Origin of the sequence: Arthrobacter sp. FW306-06-A (assembly GCF_021870055.1) — a bacterium.
Classification (GTDB): Bacteria; Actinomycetota; Actinomycetes; order Actinomycetales; family Micrococcaceae; genus Arthrobacter.
Map to the genome: position 1 here is coordinate 2667240 of NZ_CP084552.1, position 15342 is coordinate 2682581.

General features: G+C 64.8%; 17 protein-coding genes and 1 tRNA gene. 12 read left to right on the forward strand and 6 right to left on the reverse strand.

Annotated features, from left to right (window positions below):
• The first annotated feature begins 9 nt into the window (after window positions 1–9).
• From LFT49_RS12450 to LFT49_RS12475, 6 genes are read left to right on the forward strand one after another with little or no spacing between them, the layout of a single operon-like run.
• Window positions 10–1173, forward strand: coding sequence for a hypothetical protein (locus LFT49_RS12450; RefSeq protein WP_237428397.1), 1164 nt, complete (start codon window positions 10–12; stop codon window positions 1171–1173).
• The gene (locus LFT49_RS12455) at window positions 1170–2108 is read left to right on the forward strand and encodes a hypothetical protein (RefSeq protein WP_237428398.1); all 939 of its coding nucleotides are present in this window, start codon (window positions 1170–1172) and stop codon (window positions 2106–2108) included. The genes LFT49_RS12450 and LFT49_RS12455 overlap by 4 nt, the downstream gene beginning before the upstream one ends.
• Window positions 2109–2133: 25 nt before the next feature.
• Window positions 2134–2775, forward strand: a complete 642-nt coding sequence (locus LFT49_RS12460; protein WP_237428399.1) for a hypothetical protein — start codon at window positions 2134–2136, stop codon at window positions 2773–2775.
• Window positions 2775–3197: a hypothetical protein gene (locus LFT49_RS12465; protein ID WP_237428400.1), complete on the forward strand. Its 423-nt coding sequence runs from the start codon at window positions 2775–2777 to the stop codon at window positions 3195–3197. Before LFT49_RS12460 ends, LFT49_RS12465 begins: the two co-directional genes overlap by 1 nt.
• On the forward strand, window positions 3197–4120 hold the full coding sequence (locus LFT49_RS12470) for a M23 family metallopeptidase (protein ID WP_237428401.1): 924 nt from the start codon (window positions 3197–3199) through the stop codon (window positions 4118–4120). Before LFT49_RS12465 ends, LFT49_RS12470 begins: the two co-directional genes overlap by 1 nt.
• A gap of 4 nt (window positions 4121–4124) precedes the next feature.
• Entirely contained in the window at window positions 4125–4496 is a 372-nt protein-coding gene (locus LFT49_RS12475; protein WP_237428402.1) for a hypothetical protein, read from the forward strand.
• Between the two features lie 23 nt (window positions 4497–4519).
• Here the strand turns inward: LFT49_RS12475 and LFT49_RS12480 are convergent, their stop codons facing one another.
• Entirely contained in the window at window positions 4520–4711 is a 192-nt protein-coding gene (locus LFT49_RS12480) for a hypothetical protein (protein WP_237428403.1), read from the reverse strand.
• A gap of 168 nt (window positions 4712–4879) precedes the next feature.
• Between LFT49_RS12480 and LFT49_RS12485 the strand changes: the two genes are divergently transcribed.
• Genes LFT49_RS12485 through LFT49_RS12495 form a run of 3 tightly spaced genes read left to right on the forward strand, consistent with a single transcriptional unit; the run spans window position 4880 to window position 7457 of the window.
• Window positions 4880–5890, forward strand: a complete 1011-nt coding sequence (locus tag LFT49_RS12485; protein WP_237428406.1) for a hypothetical protein — start codon at window positions 4880–4882, stop codon at window positions 5888–5890.
• Entirely contained in the window at window positions 5887–6144 is a 258-nt protein-coding gene (locus LFT49_RS12490; RefSeq protein WP_237428407.1) for a hypothetical protein, read from the forward strand. Before LFT49_RS12485 ends, LFT49_RS12490 begins: the two co-directional genes overlap by 4 nt.
• A complete protein-coding gene (locus LFT49_RS12495) occupies window positions 6141–7457 on the forward strand; it encodes an SGNH/GDSL hydrolase family protein (RefSeq protein ID WP_237428408.1) in 1317 nt (438 codons plus the stop codon). The genes LFT49_RS12490 and LFT49_RS12495 overlap by 4 nt, the downstream gene beginning before the upstream one ends.
• Here LFT49_RS12495 and LFT49_RS12500 read toward each other — a convergent pair.
• Window positions 7454–8146 (reverse strand): SGNH/GDSL hydrolase family protein, encoded by a 693-nt coding sequence (locus LFT49_RS12500; RefSeq protein WP_237428417.1) that lies wholly within the window; start codon window positions 8144–8146, stop codon window positions 7454–7456. The two genes, LFT49_RS12495 and LFT49_RS12500, sit on opposite strands and share 4 nt — an antisense overlap.
• A gap of 111 nt (window positions 8147–8257) precedes the next feature.
• On the opposite strand from LFT49_RS12500, the gene LFT49_RS12505 reads away from it, so the two are divergent.
• Entirely contained in the window at window positions 8258–8488 is a 231-nt protein-coding gene (locus LFT49_RS12505) for a hypothetical protein (protein ID WP_237428423.1), read from the forward strand.
• Window positions 8489–8664: 176 nt separating this feature from the next.
• On the opposite strand, the gene LFT49_RS12510 is transcribed toward LFT49_RS12505, so the two are convergent.
• The 4 genes from LFT49_RS12510 to LFT49_RS12525 form a co-directional block, all read right to left on the reverse strand.
• Window positions 8665–8737, reverse strand: a tRNA-Val gene (locus LFT49_RS12510).
• A gap of 93 nt (window positions 8738–8830) precedes the next feature.
• Entirely contained in the window at window positions 8831–9751 is a 921-nt protein-coding gene (locus LFT49_RS12515; RefSeq protein WP_237428424.1) for an NAD-dependent protein deacetylase, read from the reverse strand.
• A gap of 6 nt (window positions 9752–9757) precedes the next feature.
• Window positions 9758–10252 (reverse strand): peroxiredoxin, encoded by a 495-nt coding sequence (locus LFT49_RS12520; protein WP_236798640.1) that lies wholly within the window; start codon window positions 10250–10252, stop codon window positions 9758–9760.
• A complete protein-coding gene (locus LFT49_RS12525; protein WP_236798641.1) occupies window positions 10249–10668 on the reverse strand; it encodes a DUF3052 domain-containing protein in 420 nt (139 codons plus the stop codon). The genes LFT49_RS12520 and LFT49_RS12525 overlap by 4 nt, the downstream gene beginning before the upstream one ends.
• A 427-nt stretch (window positions 10669–11095) precedes the next feature.
• Here LFT49_RS12525 and aceE point away from each other — a divergent pair, with 427 nt between their 5' ends.
• Together aceE and LFT49_RS12535 are read left to right on the forward strand one after the other, a co-directional pair.
• Window positions 11096–13849 carry a pyruvate dehydrogenase (acetyl-transferring), homodimeric type gene (aceE, locus tag LFT49_RS12530; RefSeq protein WP_237428425.1) on the forward strand — a complete coding sequence of 918 codons (2754 nt, stop codon included), beginning with the start codon at window positions 11096–11098 and terminating at the stop codon, window positions 13847–13849.
• A gap of 171 nt (window positions 13850–14020) precedes the next feature.
• Window positions 14021–15265 (forward strand): PucR family transcriptional regulator, encoded by a 1245-nt coding sequence (locus tag LFT49_RS12535; protein ID WP_236798643.1) that lies wholly within the window; start codon window positions 14021–14023, stop codon window positions 15263–15265.
• The last annotated feature ends 77 nt before the right edge of the window (window positions 15266–15342 follow it).

Sequence of the window (15342 nt, forward strand, 5' to 3'; positions counted from 1 at the left end):
GAGGCAACCATGAGGCAGCTATCCTCGAAAATGCTGGACGCGATCGCCGGGTCGGTACCGGACGCCCGGCTGGTGGTGTACCCCTGGTATGACGGGAAGCTCGCCACCCCGGACCCGCTGCCGGTGAGTAACTGGAGTATCCAGTGGTCCGGGTCGGACCAGAACCTCATCCAAGGCAAGGCGTCGTTCACGATCAGTGACCCTACCGGGGAACTCGCCCCGTGGGGGTTCGATGAACCCCTCTCGGTGGCCGGGTCGAAACTGCAGTCGTCGTTCGTGTGCGGGACGGAGTCGGTGGACCTTGGCTGGTATGCGGTGTCTTCGAACGCTCCCACGGAACAGTGGCGCACGGCCGGACCTGTCGCCCAGTGGGTCGCGGCCGGGGCGTCGATCCCGGTCACGGCCGATGACCTGACGCTGCTGATCAGTGACGCCAAGTTCATCGCCCCGGAGTCCCCGCCTTCGGGGGCGACGGTCATCTCCGAGGTCCGGCGACTGCTGCAGGGGATTTGCCCGGTCACGGTCGCGGACGGTGTCGTGGACGGCCCGGTCCCGGGGTCCATCGTGTATAAGGATGACCGGCTGGCCCCGGTGTTCGACCTCGTGAAGTCGCTGGGGTGCCGGTACCGGATGGACGGTGCCGGGCAGTTGGAGATCTACCCGCTAGTGAAGACCGCCCCGGTGTGGACGATCCAGGGCAAGGACGGCGGGGCCATGGTGTCCGTGAACCGGACCCAGAACCGTGCCGATGTCATCAACGGCGTCCTCTCGACCTCCAACGACCCGTCCCTGGAGATCCGCCGGCTCGCGACCCTGACCACCGGGCCGCTGCGCTGGGACGGGCCGCTCGGGCGGAAGGTCAACTACCACACCGCCCTGGCGAACACAGCGGATGGTGTGCAGAAGGACGCGGACGCCATTCTGGAGAATTCCACGGTGACCCGGACGGTACCACTGGCCGTGATCTGCACCCCGCACCCGGGGATCCAGATCGGCGACTGGGTGAGGGTCGCGCAGCCTGTCATCAACGGGGCGGAGTACCCGCTGGACGGGCTCGTGTCCGCGATGGGGTTGAAGGGTTCAGCCGCGGGGGTGGAGGCCATGTCCCTGACTGTTGAGTGCAGCCTCACGGATGTGCAGGCCGTGGGCCAGTATGTGCGGAGGAACCGATGAGCCTCGCAGGAGCGGTCAGTAACCCCTCCGATGGGGTGACCCTGGTCCCGGCGTTCGCTGACACCTATCCTTTGGTGCGGATCGGCGGTAACCAGCAGGTCGCGGCGTGGCCGGACAACGTTTACGCCGCCCCGGGCGAACCGATCATTGTCGCCCAGATCAGCAAGGCCGACGCCCCCACCCAGAACGTGGTCGTCTCCCGGGTCGGGGTCGCAGGGCCGCGGGAGGCCACGGTCACCGCAGCCCCGGGCGGTTCTGACACCATCACGGTCACTGCCGCAGCCACCGACTACCTGGCAACGTTCCTCGCCTCCTACACCCCCACCGTGGGTGACAGGGTGCGGGTGTTGTGGCAGGGCCGTGACGCGACGGTCGTCGGGAAGGTCGGGGTCACCCCGGCCCCGGCACCGGCAGCGACGACCACCCCGCCCCCGCCGGCCCCTGCCGCGTCGGGGACGTTCGACCGGGCCTGCACGGACTCGGCCACGTTCTCGGCCGGGTACGGGTGGAACGGCTACTACGGGCAGAACCTCTACCAAGGCAACGGCAGCCCCTGGGGTGGGCCGTCCGCGAACAGCGGATCCTGGTTCTACTCCGGGGCGTTCGCTGAACTGGCCGGCGCCGCATACAACCGGGTCCGGGTACGCCTCCCGGCCCGCAAGTCCGGCGGTAACTTCAACAGCCCCGCCACGGTCCACGTCTACGTCCACACCTCCCCCACCCGGCCCGGTGGGGACGTCAACCGGATCGCCGGACCATACGACTTCACCCTCCCGGCAGGGTACAGCGGGGGCCTCGTGGACCTTCCCACCAGCACCGCACCACTGCTGGTGAACAACGGCGGCCTGTCAATCAGCGGCGACCCCTACCTGGGACTCAAAGGCAAGGCAGAAGACCCGTCCTCCGGGCAAATCCTCATCGACTGGCAACGCTAGTCCCCTACCCTCGAACGGAGCCGGCATGACTGGCGTGACCACATGGAATAAGAGCACCGCCCCGGCCGGGGCTGATGGCTGGAACCTCACCACCGACGTGCGGAAGGCCATCGAAACGTCGAACTTCCCCGTCCCTGTGTCCACAGTGGCGGAGCGGGACGCCCTGGCTCCGCCGACCGGGAAGTACGCGGGCATGCAGGTGATCCGCACGGACCTGCCCGGCTGCCCGGTGGAGACCTGGGACGGGTCCGCATGGCAGGGCGTGTCATGGGTACCGTACACGCCTACGTGGGGCGGCTGGGCGAACCTCGGGGACGGGTTCGTGTCCACCGGCTCATACTTCCTGATCGGCAAACTCTGCCACGTCCGCATGAAGCTTGTGGCCGGCGGGGCCGGGGCGAACATGGGCACCGACCAACTGGCCGTGACCCTGCCGTTCACGTCCGCCTCGGATCAGGTGACCGTGGGTCAGGGCGAATGGTTGGGGAACGGCCCCCTCGGCGGGATTCAGAACCTGTTCATCTCCAACCCGCCATCGAACAACCAGGCCTCGTTGCTCTCTCCGGGCTCCGGGACCGGCATCGCGGTCAGCCCGGGCAGCGCAGGGTACGGGTGGGCGGAGTCCAAAACCGAAGTCCACACGACCCTCACGTACAGGATCGACTGATGGATCCGACACTGCAGCTCGTCGTCAACATCGGTGCAGCCTGCACCGCCCTCGCCGCGATCATCGGCCTGCCCGTCGCCCTCGTGAAGGGGTGGCCGCTGCTGAAAAAAGCCGTAGCCATCGGGCAGGCACTGGAGAAACTCCCGGAGATGGCCCTGGAACTCTCTGCCCTGACCATAGGGCAGCGGACCCAAGCCGAAACCCTCGCGCACCAGAACACACAGTTCACGCACCAGAACGAGCAACTCGCCGTGATCAAGCACGAGGTGGAGTTCAACAATGGGTCCTCCGTGAAGGACGCGGTAGTGCGGACGGAGAAAGCTACAAAGGCGCTCACGGAGAAGCTTGACGCGCACCTGAACGCGCCACAGACCACCATTAACGTGCTCCCCGGACTGACTGAACCCGGCGGGGTGGCCTGATGGGTTACTACAAACCGTTCGGGCCTGAGATCCCGCGGGGCCAGCGGTTCGGTGCTAACCCCGGCTGGGGTCCAAACCCGGCCGGGGGCCACAACGGTGACGACTACCTCTCCCCGACCGGCACCCCGGTGTACGCGGCCGGGGACGGTGTCGTGGTCTACGCCGGCCGGTTCGATTCGACATACGCCGATAACTGGGGATGGAACCTCAACTTCGGCGGTCTGATGATCATCCTGAACCTGGACGGCGCGGACGCCCCATACGTGGAGTACGGGCACAACTCTGAACTGCTTGTCAGGACTGGCGACCGGGTTACTGGTGGCCAGGTCATAGCCCTTTCCGGGGCCGACGACGGTGGCACCCATGTCATCACCGGGCCGCACCTCCACGTGGGATGCCTGCCCCCAAACTTTGATCTCGGAACCAGCACCTACGGGCGGGTCAACCCCGACATCTACCTCACCAAATACTGGGCCGGCGGGGTCAACTACGCAAGCACCGAAAGCACCACCAGCATAGAAGGGTTCCTCATGGCACTCACAGACGAAGAACAGCGACGTATTCTCGCCTGGGCTGACCGGGGACTGTTCGTCCTTGACCGGCCCCGCGCCAAGGTACTGACCAACGAGGACCTCCCGGCGATCGCTGACGCGGTCCTCTACCGGGACGTGGAGTGGTTCGGATTTGACGGCAAAAGGCAGCCTGAAGGCCAGCGCCACACCACCACCCCCGCTCTGGCGCTTGGCTGGTCGGACGCCATCGCCACCTCCCAGGCGCGGCTGACCAACTCCATCAAGGAGTCCCTCACCGGAGGCGTCCCCGTGGACGTGAAGGCCCTCGCGGCTCAGCTCGCACCACTGCTGTCCACGCAGCAGGCCCACCAGTTCATCGTGGCGCTCGGCGCCGCCCTCCCCAAGGAGTAACCCAGTGAAGACACCCATCTCCCCCAAGGTCACGGCCGCCGGCCTGGCCGGTGTCATCTCCGCACTGCTGCTGTCCGTGATCACCCTGATCACCCCTGACCTGTTCGACGGGCTGGGGAAGTGGTCAGGGCTCGCGTACGGGCTCACGATCGCCGTGGTGACAGCGGTGGCCGGGTACCTGAAGAACGACCCGCTACGGGTCACCCAGCCGGTCCCCAGTGAGCCTCCCGCCCCGGAGCCTGCCGCTGTTGTCGTGAACGCGCCCGCCACTGCCGCTGATCCTGCCCCTGCCGTGTCGTTCGCCCCCACCCAGGCCCGCATTGACGCCGCCGCCGTCCAGTTGCCCGACGTGCTGCAGCCCACCACCCCCAACTAACCTCAGGAGCCCACCGTGGTCGCTTACACGTACTCGAAACTTCCCACCGTGAACTTCAACACCACTCCCCCGTCCATTGCACGGTCCGCGACGGGAAGCGTGTACGCGATCACGGACACGGGATACACGACCCCGCTGGACATCACCCTTGTTATTGGCGGTTCGGTGGTCACCACGATCTCCAGCGATTCCCTAGGGTTCTTGCCGGACTTCACAATCCTTGACCGGACATCCTGTGTATGGAAACAGAACGGGGCCTCGTTCGCCACGGTCCTTACAACAACGGATCCTGTCCCGGGCCCGCCCGGCGCCCAAGGTCCTGCCGGTCCTGCTGCCCCATCCGGGCAGGCTGCTGCGCTCGCATTCATTCTTGGAGGTAACTAATGACTGGCACGAACATCATCCAGGCAGCATCCGTCTCACCGCAGGTGCTGGTCTCTCAGCAGTTGCCAGCGAGTGAGGATGCCATCTACACGACCCCTACCGGTTCCTCAGCGAAGGTGGCGAGCGGAACGCTGTGCAACGTGACGGGTACGATGCCCGCCCCGACAGGGCTGACCGCAGGTACGGTGGCCGCGCAGGCGAACATCACCGCCCCAGCCCTCGCAGGCCCAACCACCGCCACCACGGGCGGCACCCTCGCCGCGGCAACGTATTACTACGTTGCGACCACCACAACAGCATTCGGTGAGACCGCTAAATCGGCTGAGGTTTCCCAGGCCACGACCGGCACAACCTCGACCATTACCCTGTCATGGTCTGCCGTGACAGGGTCCACAGGAACAAAGATCTACCGTGGCACGGCCGCTGCTGGGGAGGACGTCCTTGTCGCCACGCTCGCCGGGACCGACACGTCATGGACTGACACCGGTGATGCAGGTACCACTGCTACCCCACCGGCCGCTGTGACGTCCGGGACGTTCTACTGGAAGGTGTCAGCAAAGAACGCCGCCGGGGAAACGCTCGCGTCGAACGAGGTGTCCGCGACTGTCGCCGCGAACCAGTCCGCCCCCTTGTCATGGTCCGCTGTGACCGGCGCGACCGGGTACAACGTGTACCGGGGCACCGCAGCCGGGGCTGAGAACGTCCTTGTCGCATCCGTCACGGGTGCCACGTATTCGGACCTCGGCAATACCGGCACGGCACAGTCACCGGTTACTACACAGACCACGGCCGTCTCATGCCGTGTGTACCTGTCAGTGCTGAAGGCCGGTGCCATAGCCGGGGACAACACGCACCGCGTTATCTCCTCCTACAGCCTCGCCGCTGGTGACACGCTATCACTGCAAAACTACCTGTCCGGGGCGATGCTCGGCCCAGGCGATTACATCGCAGCGTACGCACAGTACGCCGGCGCCGTGACGATGATATTGACGGGGACGGTCCACGCATGAGCCTGAAAGACGAAACCACCCTCACAAGGTCACTAAATGCCACTTATGCGCAGGCCTTCTCCAACACTCAGACCATCGCTTACAACGCCGATGGCAGCGTGCAGAGTGTGACCGAGAACGGGATCACGACCACGTACACCTACAACACTGACGGCACGGTGGCCACCGATACCCGCACGATCAACGGCGTCACGACCACCCGGAACTACGGGTACACCAACGGCAACCTCACCTCGATCACGAAGGCGACATGATGGACCCCGTAACCCTCGGAATGGCAAAAGCCAGCGCCAAGAAAAGCATCCAAGACATCACCGCTTCCCCGTTCGCTGCCCTCCGGTTCAAGCTCGACCAAGGGTTAGAGAACGCAAGCTTCGCCGTCGTTGGCGACTCAACCGGCGCGGGCCGCGGTGACACCGGCAACCCGACCCGGTGGGTGTTTCAGTTCGCGCAGAAGATTGCAGCCGCCTACCCGGCCTACACGGTGAACTTCCGCGCCTGGAACACCACGAACACCAACTACGATGCGACCTACGTCATCCAGACCGGCACCGGAACGGGCAACGCTGGCGGGCCTTTCGTGCTGGACATTTGGAACGGCTCAGCATCCGGTAAGACTCCGCTCTACTCGCAGCAGAACACGCTATCCATCCTGCCGACCACGGCAAACCCTGACGTGATCGTGTTCAACCACGGCCACAACATCACCCAGGCCGCCGACGACACCACCGTAGCCACATACTACGCAATGGTCCGTGACTTCCTGCGGTTCTCGACCTTCCGGCCTAACGTGGTCATCATGGGGCAGAACCCGCGTGTGGCCCCCGCCGCGAACATCTCTATCCACATGCAGCGGATGACTAGGTTGCAGGAACTCGCCGCCGCTGAAGGCTGGACGTTCCTGAACGTCACACAGGCGTTCCTGGACACACCGAATTACGCTTCCTTGATTGAGCCGTCTGATGGCATCCACCCCACCGACACGGGCGGCTCGCCGCTCTGGGCGTCCTATGTGTGGGACGCTTTCCGGCGCGGTTCCCGCTACGCCGCCCCAAAAGGCCAGAACGCCGACGACCGGATCTGGCTCAACCCCAACGACTTCGTCCCGGCACTCGTCGTTGGCGGCTCCCCCTCCATCGGTTCGGCGGGTGACTTCCTCCCGTCCATCCAGTACAGCAAGCAAGCCTCAGCTATTGGGGCGTCCACGACCGTCCACCTTCCAAACGGGTGGCGGCAAGTCAACGTGTGGGTGTACTGGACCACGGCGGACGGTGCAGCCGGTAACGTTGTGTGGCGGGTAGATACCACTTACCTGTCCCGTATCGGGCTGGACATGGTTTCGGCTAATAGCGCGTCCCCGCTGACCATGGCAGCCGGTGGCGGAACCGCGACCGTGGCAACCCCTGGCGCTGCCCTCGCGCAGGCACACGCCCTGCTCTCTACTGGCGGCGCGTTCACCGGGTCACGAAACCTCGTTGTCAGGATCGTCCGGGACTCAGGGAACGCAGCCGACACCTACGCCGGCACAGCTCACCTGTACGGTGTCGTCATAGAGCGTGCGGCTTAGCGGCCCAGCAACCAGGTCCCGATGCCGTGGACGGGCTGGCGGAGGCGGAACCTCACAAGTTCACGCCTCCGCCACCTACCGAAGTCAGGACGGGCGGACGCATGGGCGAAGGTGTCAACGGGCGGTAGGCCCAGCGCGGATAGCGCTGCCTGCCCCATGGCAAGGTGCCCTGTACTGGTTGGGTGTACCCCGTCAATCCACATTCTGTCCCCGGTCAGGGCTGGCGGCTTGATGAGGGTAGCCCCGGACTCTGCCGCAACACGGGCGGCAATCGCCTGAGCGGCGCGGACGCGGCGGAGAAGGAACGGACCATACGGAAAGACCGCCCCTGCCCTGCCCAGCGTGTCTGGGTACTGCATCACGGATACCCTGTCAGCCCGGTCAGACATCCGCTTCACGATGTCCCGCAGGTCCGCCTCAAGATCGTCACGCCGCCACCAACGCCACGAGATGATGTTGTTCACGCCCACGTACACCAGCCCCAGACGGTAACGCTCGGCAGTATCGGGTAGCAGATTGCGCACCGTGGCAGACGCTGCGCCGGGCCGTGCGTGGACCGTCAGCGGTTCACCGGCAGCAGCGGCCACCCACTCCACCCATGACCGCGCAGGCACCCCATCAACAACAAGATCAGCACTGCAAGCATTTGTGATGCTGTCACCAGCCGCGACGATTCCCCCAGAACTCATGAGCCAATGATAAGGGGCCAATAAGACCGGTTAAGTGCCCTAACTGAAATGCGTCGTTCGCCCCCATCCTCCAAGCGAGGGTGGGGGCTTTCGTCGTTCTACCCTGTAGGGGTGGATCTGATGGAAGAGATGCGGCGGACGGGGGCTGTGCGGGCGGCCCAACTATTGGACCCGCGCCCGCTGGTCCACGTGCGGGCCGTCTATGGGCGCGCCATCGCTGTCACGCCCACGCATGTCCTTCACGAGTGGGTCCGCTTTGGTGAGTATCACTGCCGCTGGGATGCGAAATGGCAGGTTAAGCAGGTGAGCCTGGAGGAGTGGTTCGGGGACTCTCTGGACTGAGCCCAGGGAGGTTTCAGGGAGGATGGGCTTCTGTACGCGGAAGAACCCAACTGTAAGTTCCACAGTATTCCTTGGCAAGAGTTCCCCAGCGCGGACGGCCAATAGGCCCAGCGGGAGCAAGCAAAAACCCCGCCATTCCGGGGCTAAACCAGGAATGACGGGGTTTGGGAACTTTGTGGGTCCTACCGGGATCGAACCGATGACATCCACGGTGTAAACGTGGCGCTCTACCAGCTGAGCTAAAGACCCAAATCGCGTTGATCCCGGCCGTTCCGCCGCAACCAACGAACATAGACTCTACCGGACTGGAGGCAGGAAACGCGAATCGGCAGGAAACGCTTCCTAAAGGGAGGGAAGTTCAGCCGCAAGGTATTGCAGCGCCTGGCTGACCCCTGCCTCGAGCTTGATGGTTGCCTTGTCGTCGCCCCGGGTGGCACCACGGTTGATGATGACCACGGGCTTGCCCTCCTTGGTGGCGTGCCTGACGAACCGCAGGCCGCTCATGACCGTCAGGGACGAACCGGCAACCAGCAGGGCAGCTGCCTGGTCCACCATGGCGTATGAGCGTTCAACCCGGTCTTTAGGGACATTTTCCCCAAAGTAGACGAAGTCCGGCTTCAGGGTTCCGCCGCAGGCAGGACAAACAGCCACCACAAAGCTGTCAATGAGGGCCTGGTCTTCAACGGTGGCGTCAGCGTCCGGCGCCACTTCCACCAGGCCGGTGGCTGCGGCCCGTTCCAGGAAATCCGGGTTCAGTTCCTCGAAAACACCGGCAAGGAGCCGTCGCGAGTAGGTACGTCCGCAGTCAAGGCAGATGACCTGGTCATACCTGCCATGGAGGTCGACGACGTTTGAGCTGCCCGCGTCCTGGTGCAGCCGGTCAACGTTCTGCGTGATAAGCCCGGTGAGGTAGCCGCGCCGTTCCAGTTCGGCGGCGGAGTAGTGGCCCTGGTTGGGGTCGGCGTGCCGCATGTGCGACCATCCGATGTGGTTCCTGGCCCAGTAACGCTGCCGGTTTGCTGCGTGGCGGACGAACTCCTGGTACGTCATGGGCGACCGGGGCGGCGAGTCCGGACCGCGGTAGTCCGGAATGCCGGAGTCGGTACTGAGCCCGGCGCCCGTCAGCAGGGCGAACGGGGCGCCGGCGAGCAGGTCCCGGATCTGGACCAGAACCGCCAGTTCCTCCCCGGATGGCGGCACAGGGAGGACCGGCGGCCTGCTGGCAAAGCCGGTAAGGCCCGTCCCCCGCCGCTGCCCGGGCATGACGTCTCAGGCCTGCTTCAGGTCCGCCAAGGCGGTGCGGTACTCGTTGAAGTCGCGCGCCTGGCCCCGTGGATTCACCACGCTGTAGCGGACCTTGCCTTGGGAATCGATGATGAAGGTGGCCCGTTTGGCCATGCCGCTGCCGGCGTCGAACACTCCGTAGGCTGTGGCCACCGCTCCGTGCGGCCAAAAGTCGGCGAGGAGGTCGAAGTTGTAGCCTTCCTGGGCCGCGTACGCGCGGAGGCTGTACTTGCTGTCCACGGACACGCCCAGGACCACCGCGTTCGAGTTTTCGAACATGCCCAGGTTGTCCCGTATTTCGCACAGTTCTCCGGTGCAGATGCCGGAGAACGCAAAGGGATAGAAAACCAACGCCACGTTTTGCCCGCGGAAGGATGACAGCCGCACCGGCTCGCCATACTGGTTGGCGAGCTCGAAGTCAGGTGCTGTTGCTCCCAGCGCAGGGACAGCTGGAGAAGCGGCCTCAACCGCTGCCGTCACTTGTTCTTCCTGCTGACCAGGCGGGTGGCGCTCCAGTCCTTCGAAACTCCGGCGGAGGTGGTGACATGCAGGCCGGCGGTTGGTGCGGCCTCCTGGATGTCTGCGGGTGAGACGTAGCCGTCCCTGCCGGATTTGGGGGTGAGGACCCAGACGACGCCGCTTTCGCTCAGGGTGGTGAGGGAGTCCACCAGGCTGTCCACCAGGTCTCCGTCGCCGTCGCGCCACCACAGGATGACGGCGTCCGCCACTTCATGGTCGTCCTCGTCCAGCATCTCGGAACCGGTGAAGTCCTCAATATCGTCACGCAAGTCGAAATCGACATCGTCGTCGTAACCGAACTCCTGAATCAGATCCCCGTTTTTGAAACCCAATTTTTCCGCCACATTTACCGAAGTGGCGGCGTCGGCCTCGCTCACGTGTTCCTCCAATACCTCATATATGCGGTGTGCATAGTGATTTCCATTACTCCCAAGCCAACACCCTTTGTGCCTGCGCTTCAAGCTGCCGCCCCCGGGATTGCGCATATTCTGCGTCACATCCCGCGACAACAGCCCCGTCGCAGGGGCTTTTGGTCACACAACCAGTATGACGAACGAAATACAACTGGAGCGCCGGGGCCGCAGCTACGCATCGGGTTCGCGTCAGGGCTAGAGTGGCTGGTGACAACTATGCCTGCGGGACGACAACCGTGTGACTCCGTGCAGACATAGGAGCGCTAGGAAGCTGCCCGGCACACATGACCGGGCTGTTGTAACCGATACGTCGCACACGGCGTATATACGCCGGGCAGTCACCCTGCCTGGCCTGAGTGCGCCGATTCATGCGCGCAAAGAGAGGTTGGACGTGGCTGCAGGAGAAGAGACCTCCCATATCCTCAGCGGGTTGACTAACCAGCTGCCTGATCGTGATCCGGAAGAGACTGCCGAGTGGGTTGAGTCCCTGGATGCGTTGATCAGGGAACAGGGTACCGAGCGTGCCCAATACATCATGCGGAGCCTGCTGCAGCGCGCGGGCGCGCAGAGCGTGGGTGTGCCGATGGTGACCACCACCGATTACGTGAACACGATCCCGGTGGACCAGGAAGCAGAGTTCCCGGGCAACGAGGAGTACGAACGCCGCTACCGGGCCTACATGCGGTGGAACGCCGCGGTCATGGTGCACCGGGCGCAGCGGCCCGATATCGGCGTCGGCGGGCACATCTCCACCTACGCCGGCGCGGCGACCCTGTACGAGGTCGGGTTCAACCACTTCTTCCGCGGCAAGGATCACCCCGGCGGCGGGGACCAGGTCTTCTTCCAGGGCCACGCCTCCCCCGGCATGTACGCCCGGGCATTCATGGAAGGCCGGCTCTCCGAGGAAGACATGGACGGGTTCCGGCAGGAAAAGTCCCGCGCCGGCCACGCCCTGTCCTCCTACCCGCACCCGCGCCTGATGCCGCACTTCTGGGAATTCCCCACCGTGTCCATGGGCATCGGGCCGATGAACGCGATCTACCAGGCCCAGAACAACCGCTACCTGCACAACCGCGGCCTGAAAGACACCTCCGACCAGCAGGTCTGGGCGTTCCTGGGCGACGGTGAAATGGACGAGCCCGAGTCCCGCGGCCTGCTCCAGCTCGCCGCGAACGAGAACCTGGACAACCTGAACTTCGTGATCAACTGCAACCTCCAGCGCCTGGACGGGCCGGTCCGGGGCAACGGCAAGATCATGCAGGAACTCGAAGCGTTCTTCCGCGGCGCGGGCTGGAACGTGATCAAGGTCGTCTGGGGCCGGGAATGGGATGACCTGCTCACCCGCGACACCGACGGGTCCCTGGTGAAGATCATGAACGAAACCGTCGACGGGGACTACCAGACCTACAAGGCCGAATCCGGCGGGTTCGTCCGCGAACACTTCTTCGGCAAAACCCCGCAGACCAAAGACCTCGTCGCGGACCTGACCGATGACCAGATCTGGAACCTCAAACGCGGCGGCCACGACTACCGCAAGGTCTACGCCGCCTACAAGGCCGCCACCGAATTCAAGGGCAAACCCACCGTCATCCTCGCCCACACCGTCAAGGGCTACGGCCTCGGCCCCCACTTCGAAGGCCGCAACGCCACCCACCAGATGAAAAAACTCACTCTGGATGACCTGAAGAAATTCCGCGATCACCTCCGGATCCCCATTACGGACGAGCAGCTGGAGAACGACTCGTACCGGCCGCCGTACTACCACCCCGGTAACGACGCCCCGGAAATCAAGTACATGATGGAGCGCCGTGCTGCGCTGGGCGGATCAGTCCCGGAGCGCCGCAACACCCACGCCGAGATCGTGCTGCCCGAGGCGAAGTCCTACGAGGTGGCCAAACGCGGTTCGGGCAAGCAAATGGCCGCCACCACCATGGCGTTCGTCCGCCTGCTCAAGGACCTGATGCGGGACAAGAACTTCGGCAAGCACATCGCCCCGATCATCCCCGACGAAGCCCGCACCTTCGGCATGGACGCGTTCTTCCCCACGGCGAAGATCTACAACCCCAAGGGCCAGAATTACTTGTCGGTGGACCGTGATCTGGTCCTGGCGTACAAGGAGTCCCCCGCGGGCCAGCTGATCCACCCCGGCATCAACGAAGCCGGCGCCGTGGCAGCGTTCACCGCCGCCGGAACCTCCTACGCCACCCACGGCATCCCCCTGGTCCCGGTCTACGTGTTCTACTCCATGTTCGGCTTCCAACGCACCGGCGACGCCTTCTGGGCAGCAGCGGACCAAATGACCCGCGGCTTCATCATCGGCGCCACCGCGGGACGGACCACCCTCACCGGCGAAGGCCTCCAGCACGCCGACGGCCACTCCCCCCTGCTCGCCTCCACCAACCCCGCCGTACTCACCTACGACCCCGCCTACGGCTACGAAATCGGACACATCGTCCGCTCCGGCCTGGAACGGATGTACGGGGCAGAGTCCGAAGGACACAACGGCGACAAGAACGTCATGTACTACCTCACCGTGTACAACGAACCCATCATCCAGCCCGCAGAACCGGAGAACCTCGACGTCGAAGGCGTCATCAAGGGCATCTACCTGCTCGCCCCGGCAAAGATCGACGGTCCCCGCACCCAGATCCTCGCCTCCGGCGTCTCCGTACCCTGGGCCCTCGAAGCCCAGCGCGTACTGGCCGATGACTGGAACGTCTCCGCCGACGTCTGGTCCGTGACCTCCTGGAACGAACTGCGCCGCGACGGTCTCGCCGCCGAAGAAGAAGCCTTCCTCAACCCCGGCCAGCCCGCCCGCGTCCCCTTCGTCGCCCAGCAACTCGAAGGAGCCACCGGCCCCATCGTCGCCGTCTCCGACTACATGAAAGCAGTCCCGGACCAGATCCGGCAGTTCGTCCCCAACGAATTCGCCACCCTCGGCGCCGACGGCTTCGGCTTCTCCGACACCCGCGCAGCAGCCCGCCGCTACTTCAAGAACGACACCCACTCCATCGTGGTCCGTGCCCTTGAAATGCTGGCGCGCCGCGGCGAGGTGGATGTCGACGCCCCGGTGAAGGCGATCGAGAAGTACAAGCTGCTCAACGTCAATGCCGGCACCACCGGCAACGCCGGAGGCGAAGCCTAGCCTTCGGGCTGGACAGCGGAACCAGCAGCGAACGACGGCGGCCCTCACCCCACAAGGTGAGGGCCGCCGTCGTTCGTTTCAAAAGCAGCCGGAGCGCTGTGACGCAGCGCAAAGCGGATTGTAGCCTTCGCACAAATGGAGCTTGCGGGGCGGTGGCCGTATGCTCAAAGAATGCCAGCACCAGCAAGCCCGTCTTCGAAGCGGAAACCGCCCGCGCCGAAGGTCACCCCGGAGAAGTCCGAGACCCTCAAGCAGCTCCGTGCCAATGTGGGACAGCTCTCCACCGCCACCATGCGCAAGCTGGAGCAGTCGCTGCCGTGGTACAGCCGGCTCAGCGCTGACGAGCGGTCGGCCCTGGGCATGGTGGCGCAGAACGGAATCGCGGCCTTTGTCACCTGGTATGAGCGGCCCAGCTCGCCGTCGTGGATTCTCACCGACGTCTTCGGGACCGCCCCCACTGAGCTGACCCGTTCCATCAGCCTCCAGAAAGCACTGCAGCTGATCAGGATCGTGGTGGAGGTGGTGGAGGACCAGGTGCCGGTCATCGCACCGGAGGCAGACCAGCCGTCCCTTCGCGAGGCGGTGCTGCGCTACTCGCGGGAAGTCGCCTTTGCAGCCGCAGATGTTTACGCCAGGGCTGCCGAGTCCCGTGGATCCTGGGACACGCGCCTGGAAGCCTTGATCGTGGATGCGATCCTGCGCGGCGAAAACACCGACGCACTGCGCTCACGCATTGCAGCGCTTGGCTGGAAGGCGCAGGAACGGTTCACGGTCATGGTGGGCAATTCGCCGTCCGAACCCAGCGCCAGCTACGTCAGCGAGCTGCGCCGAATGGCTGGGCGGTACGCCGAGGATGCGCTGGTGGGGATCCAGGGCGACCGGCTGATCCTCATCCTTGGCGGGGTCCAGGACCGCGAAACCGCGTACGTGAAGCTGAGCGACATGTTCGCTCCCGGGCCCGTGGTCTATGGCCCGGAGGCCAGCTCGTTGCTGGAGGCCAGCAGCTCCGCCCAATCGGCGTTTGCCGGGCTGACCGCTGCCCGGGCCTGGCCGTCCGCACCCCGTCCGGTGGCCGCCGATGACCTGCTGCCGGAGCGGGTTATTTCGGGCGACGACGCTGCCCGCCGTTCCCTGGTGAAGAACATCTACCGGCCGCTCCTGGCGGCCTCCAACGGCCTGGTGGAAACGCTGGGAACGTACTTGGAACTGGGCCACTCGCTGGAGGCCACGGCGCGCGAACTCTTCGTCCATGCAAACACCGTCCGGTACCGACTGAAGCGGGTCTGCGACGTCACCGGCTGGGACCCGCTGCTCCCGCGGGAGGCGTTCGTGCTGCAGGCCGCACTGGTCGTGGGCCGTCTTTCAGCCCCGCCGAAGGCCGCCACGGAGCGGCAGGCTTCCCGGAACCAGGCCTGAGGCATTGTAGACTTCCTACAACCTGACCCCGTGAGCTTGGTGCGGAGAAACACCGCTGGATCACACAGTAATTTGGA

Bases quoted from the DNA above. Each gene is read 5' to 3' on its own strand.
- LFT49_RS12535 (WP_236798643.1), top strand. From the start codon at position 14,021: ATGCCAGCACCAGCAAGCCCGTCTTCGAAGCGGAAACCGCCCGCGCCG.
- LFT49_RS12450 (WP_237428397.1), top strand. From the start codon at position 10: ATGAGGCAGCTATCCTCGAAAATGCTGGACGCGATCGCCGGGTCGGTA.
- LFT49_RS12515 (WP_237428424.1), bottom strand. From the start codon at position 9,751: ATGCCCGGGCAGCGGCGGGGGACGGGCCTTACCGGCTTTGCCAGCAGG.
- LFT49_RS12485 (WP_237428406.1), top strand. From the start codon at position 4,880: ATGACTGGCACGAACATCATCCAGGCAGCATCCGTCTCACCGCAGGTG.
- LFT49_RS12490 (WP_237428407.1), top strand. From the start codon at position 5,887: ATGAGCCTGAAAGACGAAACCACCCTCACAAGGTCACTAAATGCCACT.
- LFT49_RS12470 (WP_237428401.1), top strand. From the start codon at position 3,197: ATGGGTTACTACAAACCGTTCGGGCCTGAGATCCCGCGGGGCCAGCGG.
- LFT49_RS12500 (WP_237428417.1), bottom strand. From the start codon at position 8,146: ATGAGTTCTGGGGGAATCGTCGCGGCTGGTGACAGCATCACAAATGCT.
- LFT49_RS12495 (WP_237428408.1), top strand. From the start codon at position 6,141: ATGATGGACCCCGTAACCCTCGGAATGGCAAAAGCCAGCGCCAAGAAA.
- LFT49_RS12455 (WP_237428398.1), top strand. From the start codon at position 1,170: ATGAGCCTCGCAGGAGCGGTCAGTAACCCCTCCGATGGGGTGACCCTG.
- LFT49_RS12460 (WP_237428399.1), top strand. From the start codon at position 2,134: ATGACTGGCGTGACCACATGGAATAAGAGCACCGCCCCGGCCGGGGCT.
- LFT49_RS12465 (WP_237428400.1), top strand. From the start codon at position 2,775: ATGGATCCGACACTGCAGCTCGTCGTCAACATCGGTGCAGCCTGCACC.